This window comes from Microcoleus sp. B4-C1 (assembly GCF_036705285.1).
Lineage (GTDB): Bacteria > Cyanobacteriota > Cyanobacteriia > Cyanobacteriales > Microcoleaceae > Microcoleus.
In genome coordinates, this window is the sequence record NZ_JAUBUC010000012.1 from 18439 (window position 1) to 34711 (window position 16273).

General features: G+C 46.2%; 11 protein-coding genes. 3 read left to right on the top strand and 8 right to left on the bottom strand.

Annotated features, from left to right (window positions below; genetic code table 11):
• From QUB26_RS07020 to QUB26_RS07045, 6 genes are all read right to left on the bottom strand, one after another.
• Complete coding sequence (locus QUB26_RS07020; RefSeq protein ID WP_333317269.1) at nucleotides 1-1020, bottom strand: DNA-binding protein; 1020 nt, start codon at nucleotides 1018-1020, stop codon at nucleotides 1-3.
• Nucleotides 1017-3818: a DNA methyltransferase gene (locus tag QUB26_RS07025; protein WP_333317271.1), complete on the bottom strand. Its 2802-nt coding sequence runs from the start codon at nucleotides 3816-3818 to the stop codon at nucleotides 1017-1019. The genes QUB26_RS07020 and QUB26_RS07025 overlap by 4 nt, the downstream gene beginning before the upstream one ends.
• 196 nt (nucleotides 3819-4014) lie before the next feature.
• Entirely contained in the window at nucleotides 4015-6975 is a 2961-nt protein-coding gene (gene uvrA / locus QUB26_RS07030) for an excinuclease ABC subunit UvrA (protein ID WP_333317273.1), read from the bottom strand.
• Nucleotides 6976-7048: 73 nt separating this feature from the next.
• Nucleotides 7049-7492 carry a retroviral-like aspartic protease family protein gene (locus tag QUB26_RS07035; protein WP_333214113.1) on the bottom strand — a complete coding sequence of 148 codons (444 nt, stop codon included), beginning with the start codon at nucleotides 7490-7492 and terminating at the stop codon, nucleotides 7049-7051.
• A gap of 122 nt (nucleotides 7493-7614) precedes the next feature.
• Nucleotides 7615-8241, bottom strand: a complete 627-nt coding sequence (locus QUB26_RS07040; RefSeq protein WP_333317275.1) for a 7-carboxy-7-deazaguanine synthase QueE — start codon at nucleotides 8239-8241, stop codon at nucleotides 7615-7617.
• Nucleotides 8242-8453: 212 nt separating this feature from the next.
• Entirely contained in the window at nucleotides 8454-9152 is a 699-nt protein-coding gene (locus QUB26_RS07045) for a class I SAM-dependent methyltransferase (RefSeq protein WP_333236206.1), read from the bottom strand.
• Between the two features lie 1417 nt (nucleotides 9153-10569).
• Between QUB26_RS07045 and QUB26_RS07050 the strand changes: the two genes are divergently transcribed.
• On the top strand, nucleotides 10570-11340 hold the full coding sequence (locus tag QUB26_RS07050) for a hypothetical protein (protein WP_333317277.1): 771 nt from the start codon (nucleotides 10570-10572) through the stop codon (nucleotides 11338-11340).
• Between the two features lie 339 nt (nucleotides 11341-11679).
• Nucleotides 11680-12126 (top strand): hypothetical protein, encoded by a 447-nt coding sequence (locus tag QUB26_RS07055; protein ID WP_333317279.1) that lies wholly within the window; start codon nucleotides 11680-11682, stop codon nucleotides 12124-12126.
• A gap of 362 nt (nucleotides 12127-12488) precedes the next feature.
• Here QUB26_RS07055 and QUB26_RS07060 read toward each other — a convergent pair whose 3' ends face one another.
• Both QUB26_RS07060 and QUB26_RS07065 read right to left on the bottom strand, forming a co-directional pair.
• Complete coding sequence (locus QUB26_RS07060; protein WP_333053285.1) at nucleotides 12489-13043, bottom strand: cyclic nucleotide-binding domain-containing protein; 555 nt, start codon at nucleotides 13041-13043, stop codon at nucleotides 12489-12491.
• A gap of 329 nt (nucleotides 13044-13372) precedes the next feature.
• Nucleotides 13373-14356, bottom strand: coding sequence for a DUF1517 domain-containing protein (locus QUB26_RS07065; protein WP_333317281.1), 984 nt, complete (start codon nucleotides 14354-14356; stop codon nucleotides 13373-13375).
• A gap of 303 nt (nucleotides 14357-14659) precedes the next feature.
• Here QUB26_RS07065 and hemB point away from each other — a divergent pair, with 303 nt between their 5' ends.
• Complete coding sequence (gene hemB / locus QUB26_RS07070) at nucleotides 14660-15643, top strand: porphobilinogen synthase (protein ID WP_333317283.1); 984 nt, start codon at nucleotides 14660-14662, stop codon at nucleotides 15641-15643.
• Nucleotides 15644-16273 lie beyond the last annotated feature (630 nt).

A 16273-nucleotide genomic window follows, 5' to 3' on the forward strand; every position in this document is an offset into this window, starting at 1 on the left:
TTACCGATCCTTCAATCGCTTAAATACAGCCAAAAGAGCCGGATCGGAAAGTTGCTCTTCTAAAGAACGGCTGGTTTCTCCTAAAAATTTATCAAAGTCGCTCTCTGGAACACTTTGGATATAGGCTTCTAATTGTTGATGCAGAGCATCCCGAAACCCTAGATCGCGACTGGCCATTTTGATGCGGGCATCTTCAATAATGGGTTTTAGATAGGGGTTTTCCTCTGCCGCTTCCAATAGCGAATCAACCTCTTTTTGTTTCAGCTTTCGTCCCAGCTTTTCTGACTCGGCTTTCAATTCTGCTGCCAAACCATTCTCTAGACTGGCAATGGCGATGAGAACTTCGGCATACATGGTATCACGGGGACAATCGTTTTTACCCAGGCTTAATATCTGCTTATATTCTTCGGCTTTCTCTCGGAAAACAATCTGATACACTTTGTTGGTGTAAATGCCATACTTAAATTTACCCATGTCGAGGTAATTATCAAGGGCATCGGTAAAGGTTTTACGATAGCTAAATTCTTGATAGACTGCTGGTAAGTAATTGTTATCTCTCTGGTTAATGTATTTGGTATGTCCGCCTGCCCGTTCTGCCATTACGTCAATGACGATATCTAAGATGCGCGATCGAATTGCACGGGCTCGATCGCTCTCCACTAGCACCATTGCTAGATTTAGAGTCGCCCGGAAGGTGAAAACCCCTAGGACTGTGGTTTTGGTACCGTAATCAGTTACGGTAGCATCCATCAAAGTCTTGAACTCTCGAAGTTTCTGACCTCGTAGCACCCTATAGCCATTAGTCTTCAGCTCATCGTTGTGACTGGATAGATACTTTTCAATTGTACTTTCGCTGATACCGAAAATTTCAATCAGTTGTTGTTTGGTAAATAGCAGTTCTTCATCATAGTAAGTGCCTCCTAATCCTAAGTATTCTTCTATTTTTTCTAGGGCATAGCGATTGTTGAGGATATTTTGGCGATCGAGTGGCGATGAAGTTAAATCTTTTGCCATCATCATTTTTCTCCTTTGGTTTTACGTTTGGCGGACTTTTTTGGCAGTGCTGGTTGACTGGTCATTTTTGTGTACAATTCAAACAGTTTTTCGAGGCGTTCGGTGTCGTTTTTGAAGCGGCGACCAATGTAGATTCGTTCCAGGATTTCGTCGTTACGATCGTGCGCTTCCCTAACCAGAGGGAATTCGGTATCCATACGATCGCGATCGTACATATCGGCGATCGTGGCTGGGAAATAGTGCTCTCGCGCTAGCAGGATATCTTCGGCGCAGCGGGTGAGGTCGGCTTTGTTTTGGTCGGTGAGGGTGGGGACGGGGAAGGTGTTCCAGCCGAGGGTGTTGGAGTAGCGAAAGTCTGTTTTTAGCTTGCCGCAGACGGTGGCGATCCAGACTAGGTGCAGGCGGGAGGCGATCAGCGCCATGTTCCAGAGGGGGGCATCGTAAAGGGCGAAGGCACTATCGTTAATAATAAATGAAGAGTCAAGAATACCTACTGGCAGAAATGAGCGGTTTTCTGAGGAATGCCTAGGTACGATGAAGCTCCATATCCTAGCTTCTTCTATATCACGAAATTGATGTGCACGTTCTGCTAGCTTTCTTGCACTCTCATCACAACTTGCAAGACGATTAGCTCTATTTTTCTGTACTCTATCAGCAATAAACGGAATAGACTTTGCTGCGCCAATATCCACATCTCTGATCCAAAGGCAGTGACGAGATGTTCCATTGATATAGTCATGACTACCTGCAATGGGTCGCAAGTATCGGGAAATCGCCTCAGCATCTTCTACAGGTATGTCATCTCGGAGCACAAAAAGATATCCGCCATCAACCGGTTTGTTCCCATAAGTCATTTTCTCCACAAGGGAAATTGGTTCTCGTCTCGATTCAACAAATACGTTTGACGCAGCTACCAAATAAGCATTAATGTTTTCAGCTTCCTTCGCGATCGTCTCACCGTTATTCTCAACGGAAATCAAATATCGAACTTTATCAACGTGATTGGAAATCCCAACAATAACTACAGTTACCCCAGCGTTATGACTCGCCAGATTCGCCCACTTGAAAGATGTGTGAGCGAAAGCAATCTCGTGTCCTGTTTCAAAAATTAGCGGCCATAGAGTCGGAACTTGTTGGCCCTGACAAATCGAATTTGTGGATACAAAAGCAGCAGCAGATGTCGTTTGCATCCCATAATCCGCTGCTTTCATAAACCAGCCAGACACATAATCAAGTGACTTCCACAACTTGGTACGTCCATCGAAAACAAGCTTTAGATCATCCTTCTGCTCTTTCGATTGCCAAGTAGAACCCAAATAAGGTGGATTCCCACAAATATAGGTTTCTCCGCCCTCATTCTCAAAATCAATCTCCGCCACTTCCCGCATCTCGCCAAACAAATCCAAATCCTCGCGCTGCACCTTCACCCCCGTCCCCGTCGGCGGACAAAGACTCAACCAATCCAACCGCAACGCATTCCCACAGGTAATCCAGTTATCATCCTTCAGTGGCAAAAACTCCGCCAGCGCCAACTTCGGCCCCCGATACAACACATCACATTGATACTCCGCAATAATCAACGCCAACCGCGCAATCTCACAGGAAAAGTGACGCAATTCAATTCCCCGAAAATTCGTCAGCGGAATCTCAGACTTGCGATCGCCCTCACCCCGAAGACGATTAATCTCCGCCTCAATTTCCCTCATCTTCTTATACGCAATCACCAGAAAATTCCCCGATCCACAAGCCGGATCGAAAACCCGAATTCGCGCTATCCGTTGCCGCAAATTCAGCAACTTACGGGCATTCTCCCCCGCCGCCTCCAATTGCTCCCGCAAATCCTCCAAAAACAGCGGATTCAACACCTTGAGGATATTCGGCACACTCGTATAGTGCATCCCCAACGCACCCCGCTCCTCATCATCCGCCACCGCCTGAATCATCGACCCAAAAATATCGGGATTAATCTTTGTCCAGTCCAGATTGCCAACATGAAGTAAGTACGATCGGGCAATCTTGCTAAAACGCGGCACCGCCACCCCACCCGAAAACAGCCCTCCATTCACATAGGGGAATCTATCTGCCCAATTCCGAATCTTCGCCGCCTCCCGATCCTTAAGCGGCGTACACATCGCCCGAAACATCTCCGACAGCACCTCGTGCGTATTCGACGAATCACTCGCACTCATTTGTTCGATGGTGGCAGTGAAGAGGGCATTGCTGTGAAAGATATTCGTATCCTCGGCGAAGAAACAGAAGATTAGTCGCGCCATGAAGTGATTTAACGCTTCCCGGCGATCGGCCTTGTCCCACTCCGGGTTCTCCTTCAGCAGCTCGACATACAGGCGGTTGAGGCGCCCCGTAGCCTTGATATCAAAGGCATTCTCCCGGATCTGCTTGACTGTCGTAATGCCCGCCAAGGGCAGGAAAAAACCGAAATGGTTGTGAAAGTCCGGGTAATCGCAAGCGACTATCTCCCCATCAGCGAGGTTTTCCGCCTCAAAACTTTTGCCATCGGTGGCCAGGATAAACTTAACCTTATACCGAGCCGTCGCCGCACTATCCCGCAACGCCGTGAGGGTGTTTGTCACCTCGCCTTCCGGGCAAACCTTCACATGAATATTGTTACGCTGGAGCACGCCACCGAGATCCGATTGGTTTGAGCCACCGCTTTTGCTTTTGAGCCGCTTGAGAGTCGTCGGCTTGTTACCAAAGGCTTCGAGGAAGGCAAAGGGGAACTCTTCCGAGTCAAAGGGCGCTTCAGCCAGCCTGGAAACTGCTTCTTCGATTTCGACTGCATTCATACTTCGACCATAGGTAGCTCAGGGGCGGTAGCTCAGAGGTTCCATTATCACCTCATAACGCAATTTTGGATTTTACCTTGATTTTCGATTATGGGGGTTGCGATCGCAGCGTTTTGGGGTGGAGGGCGATCGCCTACATCTTTCTTACTCCCCATCAGCATTTCCCTTCATCGAAGGTTAGGTGCTGTAGTGAGAATTAACTAACAGCTACAGCCTCCCCCAAAGGATGCTGCTCTAAAACAGCTTTCAAATACTTCCCAGTATAAGACCTCTGATTTGCCGCCACATCCTCCGGCGTCCCCGCCACAATAATTTCGCCGCCCTTATCTCCCCCTTCAGGCCCCAAATCGATCGCCCAATCGCAGCACCGAATCACATCTAAATTGTGTTCGATTACCAAAATTGAATTCCCCTTATCCACCAATCTTTGCAGCACATTTAACAAATGGTGAACATCATAAAACGACAAACCAGTCGTCGGTTCATCGATCAAATAAAGCGTCTTCCCAGTAGCGCGGCGCGACAGTTCCGTTGCCAATTTTACCCGCTGCGCTTCGCCTCCAGAAAGCGTCGGCGCCGGCTGTCCCAACTGAATATAACCCAAACCAACATCAACCAAAGTTTGCAGTCTGACGCCCGCCCTGGGAATATTTTTAAACATCTCCAAAGATTCCTCTACGGTCATGTTCAAAACATCAGAAATCGACTTGCCTTTGTACTTCACTTGCAGCGTTTCGCGGTTGTACCTTGCACCCTTGCAAACCTCACACTGTACGTAAACATCCGGCAAAAAATTCATCGAAATCACGTTCACGCCTTGGCCGCCGCAAGCTTCGCACCTTCCCCCTTTCACGTTAAAAGAAAACTGCCCCGCTTTGTAACCTCTTGCCTTCGCTTCAATGCTTTCGGCAAATAAATCCCGAATCACATCAAAGACTCCCGTGTAAGTAGCGGGATTAGAGCGCGGAGTACGACCGATGGGAGATTGATCGATGACAATTACCTTATCAACCACATCATCGAGAGAGCGTTCCCCTTTAGTTTTTAGGGCGTCCATATCGGGTGGTAAAGGCACTTTTTTGGTGATATAGTGTTGCAGCGACGGGTACAACAATTCATTGATTAAAGTTGATTTTCCCGAACCGGAAACCCCCGTCACGCAGACGAGTTTTCCGAGGGGAATTTCCACATCGATATTTTTTAAATTGTTGCGCGTCGCATTTATGATTGAGAGAGCTTTGCCGTTGCCTTTTCTTCTTTCATTAGGGGTTTCAATTACTCGCTTTCCCGACAAATAAGCACCAGTCAAAGATTCCTCTGCCGCCAGCAAATTTTCTAAGCTTCCTTGCGAGATAATTTTGCCGCCGTGCACGCCAGCGCCGGGCCCGATATCGACAATGTGATCGGCCGCTCGCATGGTTTCTTCATCGTGTTCTACGACAATCAAAGTATTGCCTAAATCGCGCAATTTTGTTAAGGTTTGCAGCAGGCGAAAGTTGTCTCTTTGGTGCAGTCCGATGCTCGGTTCGTCCAAAACGTAGAGAACGCCCGTCAAACCAGAACCGATTTGAGTCGCTAGCCGAATTCGCTGCGCTTCTCCGCCAGAAAGCGTCATTGCTGCGCGGTCTAAAGTCAAGTAATCTAACCCGACATCGAGCAAAAATTGCAGCCTTGCTTTGATTTCTCTCAGGGCTAAATCGGATATTTGGAATTGCCGATCGCTCAATCCCAAATTATTTACTCTTTCGCGGCATTCGCGAATCGAAATACTGGTTAAATCTACAATTCCGTACTGTCCCAACCGCACCGAAAGCGCCTCGGGTTTCAAGCGTTTGCCCTGACAAACCTCGCAAGAGCGATCGACCCGATACTGTTCCAACTTCTGCTTGATCAAATCAGAACCAGTATCGTCGTACTGGCGCTGCAACATGGAAATTACGCCATTAAAATCTCTCCTAAAATCAGTGCTGCCGTCGCGCTTTTTACTTTCTGCGCTGCGCTTTTGCTCATTGCCGTACAAAATTACCCGCTGGTGTTCGGGTCTTAATCGATACCAAGGAGTGTCGATATCAAACCCGCAAGTATCAGCAATACTGCAAAGCAAAGAGAGATAATAGGAATTGTCTTTGTCTGACCAAGGCGCGATCGCACAATAAAGAGGGGCTTTCTCGTCGGGAACTACCAACTCCGGCGCAAAAGTCCGCAAACTCCCCAAACCGTGGCAGTTTTGGCACGCGCCGTAGGGCGAATTAAACGAAAATAACCGAGGGGAAAGTTCCTCCATTACCGCGCCGTGTTCGGGACAAGCAAAGTTTTCGGAAAATACGATCGGCCCCTGTGGTTGGGAATTTTCTTCTGTCGGTAACTCTTCAATAATCGCAATCCCCTCAGAATGGCGCAAACAAGTTGCCAGAGAATCAACTAAACGTTCTTCTAAACCGGGTTTTTTAATTAACCGATCGACAACTATCTCGATATTGTGCGTATGATTTTTATCTAATTCGATATTTTCCGAAAGTTCTAAAATTTCTCCGTTAACTTTGACGCGAATAAATCCTTCCGCAGCTAAACTCGACAATAATTTGCGGTGAGTGCCTTTTTTTCCGCGCACAACTGGTGCCAGAAGGTGAAAGCGAGTGCCGTCGGGAAGTGCCATGACTCGATCGCACATTTCATCAATTGTCTGCGGCGCAATGCAGCGATCGCAAATCGGACAGTGCGGTTCGCCGGCTCTGCCGTAGAGCAATCTGAGATAATCGTAAATTTCTGTAACAGTGCCAACAGTCGATCGCGGGTTATGAGAAGTTGACTTTTGGTCGATCGAAATAGCCGGACTCAAGCCCTCGATCGCGTCCACATCCGGTTTGTCCAACTGTCCCAAAAACTGGCGCGCGTAGGCGCTGAGAGACTCCACGTAGCGGCGCTGTCCCTCGGCAAAAATTGTATCGAAAGCGAGGGAAGACTTGCCAGAACCGGAGACACCAGTAAAAACGATCAGGCGATCGCGCGGCAGTTCCAGATCGATATTTTTCAGGTTGTGCTGTCTCGCACCGCGAACCCGAATCGTATTTTGGTTGTTAGAGTGAGAATTCGTCACATTATGCCCGTTGCGGGATGCACTTGGCTGGCTGTTTGAGGTTTCGGCGCGTTGGGACATGAGAGTAGTGCAAAACAGTGCTTAACCATCTTAGCGCTGCCGATCGAATAGCTGGCATCCAAACTCAAGAATATCAAAGAATTGTCAAATAAGTTTCCGTCGGCCCGTCGGGCAAAACCTTCAATCTTTGATTTTTCAAATCCACTTCAATTCCCAGCGCTTCCATCGGAATCACGCCTAAAAGTGGCGTTTTCCCCTCTGGCAATTCCAAACACTCAAAAGTCCCTTCGCGCCCGCACAGAGAAATCGAAGCATCCCGAAAAATCCTCGCCTCACTAATACCGGTGGCTGTTTCCACAACCACTTGCTTGAGGATTTTCAAACCCAGTCTGGCGATGACATCTTTAGGCAAACACAAAGTTGTCGCGCCCGTATCCACCAAAACATTTTCTAGAGTAACAGACCTGACTTGCTCGATGGGAATCAGATTATCTTCTGCTTTCCCTTCATCCAGCCGATTCGTAATTACTAGGGTTGTGATAACTTTTCCCATTAGGGTTTCCGTAGTTGTTTCCATTACGTTCAAATTATCATAAATTGCTGCTTTAATTTTAGCACATATTTCCACATATTGTAAGGCGATGCACTCCCGATTCTGCACCGCCAAACTTGACGAACATCTCTGACTACTTTATCAAATTATTGTACACCAATAAACTTATGAGTTTGCAAAGATAACCTGTAACTAGGATTCTGTTTCAGCAAGTCCAATATAATGGGAATTGCTGAATTTTTAGAGTTCCATTCTGGTTGCAAGAAAACGGGAATATTCACATTATTTTCCAAATGCTTGTGATAAAATTCAACTTCTTCGCCCGTGCTAATCACCAACTTAATTTCATTAGCTCTAGTCCAAAAAAGCTCTTGCACCGGATATTGAGGATTGACGTGTTCTTTAGGAGAAAGAGTAATCCAAGCCTGCGGGGAAACATCCTGCCAGCAAGCACCCGAAGTTTCAATACTCACCTGCTTGTCAGCTTCTAACAAAGCTTCAACTAACTCCGGCAAATCGCCGTGTATAAAAGGTTCGCCACCAGTAATGACCACCCTCGGAGACTGCAATTGAGCGAGCAATTGGGCGATCGACTGCGGTACAGACGGCAAACCTTTGCCCCCATTTTCGTAGCCTGTGTCACACCAAGGACACCGCACAGGGCAACCGGCCAATCTGATAAAATCAACTAAAGTCCCCGTCCAGTAACCTTCGCCTTGAACAGTACACTGAAAAGTTTCGTGAATTGGTAATTTTAGTTGTAAATTAGACACCCGAAGTTACGCCTCAAATCAATTAATTACGTTGTTTAGATATAATATTCTTAAATTGTTATTTCTTCGCGGTTTGCAGCAAATAAAAACAGTCCTGAACCTATAAACGGGGTTTATGAAAAAAAATTATCCGTTTTATCCTAAGCAATCCGGTTTCTTCATAGCTTTGGTATGAGTCCCTTAAAAATCCACCACAAACCGCAAATAACTCTTTAATTATGCTGTTCAGGTTCCATCAGAGTAGCCCAACGGCGTTTTAGGGCCAAAGTCAGTCCGTCAGCAATGGGGACAACACTGAGAGTAACTCTGGGATCGTTACGCAATTTGTCGTTAAAAGTACGAATGGCGAGGGTGCTTTCGTCTTGTACTTGAGGATCGGCAACTCGTCCAGACCACAGAACATTGTCAATTACAATTAAACCGCCATTGCGTACAAGTTGCAGCGATCTCTCAAAATAAGCCTCATAATTTTCTTTATCGGCGTCGATGAAGGCAAAATCAAACGTTCCAGCTTGTCCCTCGGCTATTAGTTTGTCGAGAGTATTTATTGCTGGGCCCAACTGCAAAGAAATCTTATTAGCAACGCCCGCAGCTTCCCAATAGCGTCGTGCGATCGCAGTATATTCCTCGCTGACATCGCAGGCAATAATTTGACCGTTAGGAGGCAGTGCTAAAGCTACGCACAGCGCACTATAACCAGTAAAAACGCCAATTTCTAAGGTTTTGGTGGCTCCCATAAGCTGCACCATGAGCTCCATAAACTGACCTTGTTCGGGAGCAATCTGCATCATCCCCATAGGATGCTTAGCAGTTTCTTCCCGTAGTGAAGCCAGAATATCTGGCTCCCGCAGAGAAATAGATAACAGATAATCGTAAAGTTGATGTTCTAGGCCAAGAGTTGAGTTCGCCATTGGTTTGTCCTTGCTGCTCACTTTTGATTTTAGATTTTAGACGCCCTGTTAATGGAAATCGGAGAATGTAGAGTTAATTTAGGCACCTATTTTGCTGTGGCTGAGGGCAGGTTGCAGTAGCACTGTCTCGGTTACACAGAGGAAACTTGCAAAACGCGCGCTCTACTTCCAAATCAGTTTATCAGGAAATTGGGTTTAAAACCCCGTCACTTCGGCTACGCTCAGTACATCGCCTTCTAGGGCGGCTTTAATTTCTTAAATCCATTCCTAAAAATCAGGAATTGCTGGTATTGGTAGTATACTAAAATCGTCAAGGTTAAACTCCTTTACCATCGTGAAACAGTTAAGACACACTTTTAGGTATAAACCGGGGGACGCAGAGCGGCGAAAACTCTTAAAACAGCTAAAGGATCAACGCATCCTTAAACCAGTAAAAACAAACAATTTCTTGATTTGTTAAGTAGGGTAGGGCATACCCAAACTCGCTTGCTTGTATCCTAGTACGCTTTTGGAGATAGACCCTCTGGGGTAACAGTGAATTAGACTCGTCAATTTGTACTATTGTACGGTTGAAAGGTTTAAGGACTGCCGCAAGGACATGGTGCTTAAAGGTCAGTCGATGAATTAAGAATCCCCACGCCTTTAGGCTGGGGAGTGTCAACTCAGCCACAGGTGATTTAGCAGATCTGAAAAATAAAAGTTGAGAGAGGGGATGGTTTCCAGATTGCTGCGTTCCTCCCCATGCGTAACGCCGTGAGTGATACCACTTCTCAAAAAAATGCCACTGTAGACAAGCTGCACAGCCAAACATAATCAGTTATTCCTAATCTCAAATCTTAAATAGAAATCCTAAATCAATTGCAAACACATTGGGCTTCCCCAATTCTGATGAAGTTGGTATTAATTAAGATAAATTTTGGTGACTCATTTAGAATTGCTAAATTTCAACTTTCTAATGGTATGAGTTGGGGAGACGGTGACTTCATCCCGCTCACTAATCGCCAATGATTCATTATTTATAACTTATGCACTCCTCACAAACCAACCGTTTCATTTAACTATTATTGATGGGTTAAAGCCCGTGTATTTTTCTTAAAAAAACCCGGCGTTTGGAAACCCTTGTGTCCCAGAGTATTACTAATCACTAATAAACTGGGTTCAATAGGACGATTTCTTAACTGTCACAGCTTATTCCTCCACACCTAAACAACATACCCACAATCAAAACAACATTCTACGATTGAGGTAGAGCAAGTATTTGTGGAAAAAAACAGGTTTTTCGCCACTCTTGCCCTGCATTGTTACTCATAACTAATAAACCGGGATTAATAGGACGCTCACTTAACTGTCACAGTTTATTACTCCAGACCTAAAACACCTACCCACAATCAAAACAACATTCCACCAAGGCATCGCTATGTATTACACTTTCGCAGGTTTTGGTGCCGCCACAGGCATATTTTTACTGCTAGTTTTTGCCATTCTGCAATGGCTGCACGTCTCGGCCGGCAGTTTTATTGATTGGGTAATTGCCATTGCTATTTTTGAATGGCTGTTGCTGATAGTTACAGTTCCCTGGAATATCCATTTTGAAGCTAAAGAAGTTTTAGCGCAAGCCGCAGAATCGACTAAAAAAAACATTGCTGTCGATCAGGAACAAGTCAAATACGTTACTGTATTAGTTAGCCGATCGCTCTTTGTGGCGATCGCACTTCACCTGTTTAGCGCGATCGCACTTTACGCCCTAGCCGCCGCCGGAATTAGTGCTATTGGCTATCTCAGTTCCGGTGCGGCACTGCTGTTAACTGTACTGCGTCCAGCTATCCGAGGTTATCAGTATTTAGCCCAAAGGCTGACAAGTATCCGCCGCCAATTTTTGCACCCCCGTGAAGATATTGTCGAACTCCGCAGCCGCTTTGCACAATTAGAATCGACAGTTAAAGATTTGGCCAATCAAATAAGTTCAGACAATCCGAATTCGTGGGTGGCTGTCCAAAATCGGGAACGGGAAGCTATCAGAAGAGAATTAACTACTGTATCCGCATCTCTACAATCTTTGCAAGCGACCAATCAGGCAGAGCACACTAAACTGAGAAGAGATGCAGAAAGTGCGATCGCCCAACTCACCGATGACGGACAATTTCTCAACCACGTCCGCGAAATCATCCGCTTCTTTAAAGAATCGTAAAGTCTGTTGACTGTTGACAGTTGACTGTTGTCTGTTGACAGTTGACTGTTGTCATTAGTTACCAATGCCCGATGCCCGATGCCCGATGCCCAATTCCCCATTCCCCATTCCCAATTCCCCATTCCCAATCTTTAGATAGATGCCAAATAGTCCCAGATAGTGAAAATTTAAATAAAAACATAATTTTATCAGTCTTCAGGAAGACTCCATCAAGGTATTTTCCCTAACAGCAATTTTTCGCAAACTATAACCAAAGATAGTTTGTGAATGAGCTAGCTTTGGCATAATATTTAAATATAGCGCAAAGACCTTTTTGAAAAGATAACTCAGGAATAAATCATGACTAATCGCCAACCAATACCCCCCAAAGAAGAAGTTAGCAAATCAACACCGACCGACGAACAAATCGAAGCCAATATGGAAGCCCCCCACTACGACAGGGGCATTACTCCTGCGGAGACAGCAGCGCGGCAAGAACGGGAAGGCGCTAATTTCATGCACACAACCACGGAAGGGAAGCAGAAAAGTGCAAAAACTGATGACCAAACCGATGACGAAAGCATTCACACCACAGATGGTTATACAGTAGATCAAGAAGGTCTGGTTAACAATTACGCGATCGAACCGGAAATGTACATCAACGAACCGGGCGATTTGAGAGCAAAAGAAGAAGCCGAAGCCGCAGAACGCGCTCAAATTCTCGCAGAAATCAAAGATAAAAAAGGCGAGGAAGGAAAACTGACAATGGATGCAGACACCCGCGGCAAAGGGCCGGGCATTATCTAGATTGTGTGGTAGTTGCGTTTCAGCGCGCGAGGTTGCAACTACTGCAAAGCACAGGGGCGGGTTTTTATAGTTCCGGCAATTATCGATCGATATTTCCGGTAAAACCTGCCCCTATTTTGTTTTACACATCTGTTTTTTGAGTTGAGAGTTTACATCGTACATCTTGCACCAAGATCAATAATCCTTTATTGGGCGGGCAGGACGCCCAACCCCTACTCCCCACAAGAAAACTCATTTTTTGTGGAACAGGCATCTTGCCTGTTCTTGAGAATGGTGCAAGATGTGAGTTACATCGTACACCTATCAATTACCGTATCAATCGGTCAGTTTTCACACCCAGCTCAAAAACGCCTTAAAATTCCTCAAGCTTTAACATTTTCCCTCAGCCAATTAAACTTAGCCTCAGCTAGCGCCAAATTTTCCAGGACGTTAGGATTGATATCCTCTCGTTCAAATTCTGGTTGATCTAATTCAATATTGCGACCATATTCTATATGTCGGATCGTACCGCGCATCCTGTCTGCCAGACACAGTGAAATTCCATAATAAAACCGGGAAGCAAAGCCCATATCGTTTTGAAGTTTGATGACTAACTGCCGCCTAGGAATTGCCAGCAAGTGAGTTTCTTCGATCGCCTTTACCGTTGCTAAAGGAGGGCGAGCGTCAATGAAAGAGACTTCTCCCACCAGTTCTCCGCTGGCTATTTTAGCGAGTTCTCTAGTCCGCTCAGCCTCGATTAAAACGCTCAAACTCCCCTTCAAAACAATGTAGAGCGCATCTATCTGCCTCCCTTCATGGATCAAAATCCCCCCCGGATCTAGAACTTCCTTTTTGCCTTTTTGAACGATCCAGTTGATATCGTCATTATTTAACTGGCTCAAAATAAAAAGTGCTTTTTTTCTGCTGCTGTCGGCCATAAGTTTTAGCTCTCGATCGCTTCTTATTTATATAAAATTTAGATGGCGTGCGATCGCAACTTCTTCCGAAGCAGCCCTCGCTTAATACATTTTTTTTATCCTGCCTAACTTCTTCGCAAAACCCATATCGGGCAGGCTTTGCCAATAGCAGATGAATCACGCTAAATCAGAATCTCTCAATACTAGCATTTGTTAAACAATCTTTTTTAACTCGATCGACCTGCCCAACATCCCGCGAAATGCCCGTCTCACAAGCAATTGGGTTCACCCGCCCAGCTTTGCTGCGGAATGGGGCGCGGTAGACAATGCTCCGCGCCCAGTATTGCTCACTAAATCGATCGCAAATCAGGATACCCGGCCAACATATCGTCAGCAGTCAGAGTGTCTCCGTTCGCTTGAGGAGTCCACAGCACCTCAACCGCCAGCAACTGCTCGCTCGATACTCCCCCAATCACACGCAAAGCTTGGCGCAAATCTTCAGAGTTTTTCACTGCTGGCAATTGTAATTTACCTTGAGTACCTACAATCACCGTCACCACAATAAATTCTCCAGGATCTGAATTCAAATCAGAAGCAACCAGCGCACCATCTTGCTGCAAACCTGGCAGGATATTGCTGCTCCCTGCTTGGCGGAGCTGATTGTTATAATTCGAGAGCGTTTCTTCAGTAAATTTACTGCGTTCTGCCAAAGAAAATTGATTAAACTTAGCTTCGGCTGCTTCCAAGCGAGTTTGCACAGATTCAGCGCCCGCGTAAACCCAGTATTCAGGATGCCGCAACAGCGCCAGAGTAGATTCTTGCAGCACTTGAGCACGACCTGCCGCTGTATCGGTATCCGCTTTGCGCGCTAGGGAGTCGAGTTCGGCTTGCAAACCGCGGGCCTCTGCTAGCAAGCCAACTTGCAAGCGGCCGACAGATACGGTGGTAGTAGGGGCGCTGTTGCCGAGTTCGTCAGTGCCACCCCCGGCGCGGCGGAAGCTTTGGACAAGGAAATTAGCAATCGAGATAAAAATCAAAATCGAGAACAGGCCGCCAAACCCGCCCCCAAAGCCAAAAAACGGCAGCAAGAACGGGAAACCGAAGCCACCTCCAAAGCCACCACCCGGATAGTAGCCCCCTCCCGACGGTGCGTAAGTGCGACTAGGAGACGAGTAACTGCGCGCCGGAGCTCTAAAAGATCCGCCCCCGATGCGTCCTCCGCTGCGGGCCGCCAGAGCTCCGTCAGCGTTACCGAGGGCTAGCGTCAGTACCAGACCGATCGCAAATAGTGATTTCAAAAGCGGTTTGATCTTTGAAATTAGTTGCTTGTACATAAGACCGTTACTATTCGATACATTTATAATTTACAGTCTATCCTCGCGAATGGGCAGCCTGGTTATAGGTATGAAGCCAGCGAGATATCCGTACTAGCCGATCCAAGAAGCAGCGTTATGGCTGTGTCTGGCAACGGGAAAGGCTAGAAATGACTGGCATTCCTGACTGCGAACAATGGACATCGCGGGTTTTACAGAAGTTTACTTAAGTCCACGGCGATCGGCCAACAATAAGCTTTAGACTTTTAAAGAAACGCCGCGAGTCCTAAAAAACAGGGCTTTATCTACCCTAAAAAAAACATTATGTTTCCAACTCACCGCCCCCGCCGCCTCCGCAACCATCCCCAACTCCGCCGGATGGTACGGGAAAATATCTTGACAACCAGCGATTTAATTTACCCCTTATTTGCCGTACCGGGGGAAGCTTTTGCTAAAGAAGTCACATCAATGCCGGGAGTTTACCAGCTATCGGTAGACAAAATAGTAGAAGAAGCAAAAGAAGTCTACGACCTCGGCATTCCCGCTATTATTTTATTCGGCATTCCCGCAGATAAAGACACAGATGCTACAGGTGCTTGGCACGACTGCGGCATCGTCCAAAAAGCGACGGAAGCAGTTAAAAAAGCCGTACCAGATTTAATCGTCATGGTCGATACTTGTCTGTGCGAATATACCAGTCACGGTCACTGCGGCTATTTGGAAGTCGGAGATTTAAGCGGCCGAGTCTTGAACGATCCGACACTAGAATTGCTGAAGAAAACCGCCGTTGCTCAAGCTAAAGCCGGTGCAGATATTATCGCACCTTCGGGAATGATGGACGGTTTTGTCGGAGCAATTCGCGAAGGATTGGACGGCGCTGGATTTGAAGATATTCCCATCATGTCTTACGCGGCAAAATACGCCTCAGCTTATTATGGCCCGTTCCGGGATGCTGCAGATTCTGCTCCGCAATTTGGCGATCGACGCACCTATCAAATGGACCCCGGAAACGGCCGCGAAGCTCTGAAAGAAATTGCTCTCGACATTGCCGAAGGCGCAGATATGCTCATGGTTAAACCCGCTTTAGCTTATATGGACATCATCTGGCGCGTGAAGGAAGCAACTAACCTGCCAGTTGCTGCTTACAACGTTTCTGGGGAATATGCGATGGTGAAAGCCGCCGCCCTCAACGGTTGGATAGATGAAGAAAGAGTAGTGATGGAAACTTTGACAGGATTCAAGCGTGCTGGTTGTGATTTGATTTTGACTTATCACGCCAAAGACGCCGCCCGCTGGCTGCAAAACTGATTCATTTGATTTGAGATTAGAGATTAAAGAATTGACTCCACAGCACAATCTTCGGGTGTTCTTGTGGAGTCAACACCTCTCTCGATAGATGATTTTTGAGCAATTAGGCAAGACACAAGCTATCGCTTACCTATAAACGACGCCTCGAAACCGGGTTTTTACCGTTTCAGTGGGCTGTAACTGAGATATTGTACCATTCTCAAGAACAGGCTTTCCGGCCTGTTCCACAAGAAAATTCACTCTTTGTGGAACAGGCCGGAAAGCCTGTTCATAAAAAGCTTATTGACAATGGTGCAACATTTCACTTGTAACGAAGTATTGCTATGAAAAAACCCGGTTTCTCTGTAGACAAACTCCCAACCCCTTAAAAATCAGTCATTCCCATCTAAAATCTCTAATCTCAAATATCAAATGGTATGAGTTCTAAGTTGGGAATTTTGAGTCAAAGACTTTTTTTCAAAATTTACCCCAAAAAGTATTAATGATCACCGAAATTAGTTAGAAAATATGTATGAATAAAAATAGTTTTGTAAATGGGGAATTCAACCATTGATCGTTCCCAAGCAAAATTAACTTTCACTCGTGTAAAACAGTAAAAGTAACACAGTTGAGATACAACTTCAAGGCAGA

Coding starts and splice junctions, on each gene's coding strand:
- QUB26_RS07060 (WP_333053285.1), bottom strand. CDS start 13,043: ATGGCCGACAGCAGCAGAAAAAAAGCACTTTTTATTTTGAGCCAGTTA.
- QUB26_RS07065 (WP_333317281.1), bottom strand. CDS start 14,356: ATGTACAAGCAACTAATTTCAAAGATCAAACCGCTTTTGAAATCACTA.
- QUB26_RS07035 (WP_333214113.1), bottom strand. CDS start 7,492: ATGGAAACAACTACGGAAACCCTAATGGGAAAAGTTATCACAACCCTA.
- QUB26_RS07045 (WP_333236206.1), bottom strand. CDS start 9,152: ATGGCGAACTCAACTCTTGGCCTAGAACATCAACTTTACGATTATCTG.
- QUB26_RS07020 (WP_333317269.1), bottom strand. CDS start 1,020: ATGATGATGGCAAAAGATTTAACTTCATCGCCACTCGATCGCCAAAAT.
- QUB26_RS07055 (WP_333317279.1), top strand. CDS start 11,680: ATGACTAATCGCCAACCAATACCCCCCAAAGAAGAAGTTAGCAAATCA.
- QUB26_RS07050 (WP_333317277.1), top strand. CDS start 10,570: ATGTATTACACTTTCGCAGGTTTTGGTGCCGCCACAGGCATATTTTTA.
- hemB (WP_333317283.1), top strand. CDS start 14,660: ATGTTTCCAACTCACCGCCCCCGCCGCCTCCGCAACCATCCCCAACTC.
- uvrA (WP_333317273.1), bottom strand. CDS start 6,975: ATGTCCCAACGCGCCGAAACCTCAAACAGCCAGCCAAGTGCATCCCGC.
- QUB26_RS07025 (WP_333317271.1), bottom strand. CDS start 3,818: ATGAATGCAGTCGAAATCGAAGAAGCAGTTTCCAGGCTGGCTGAAGCG.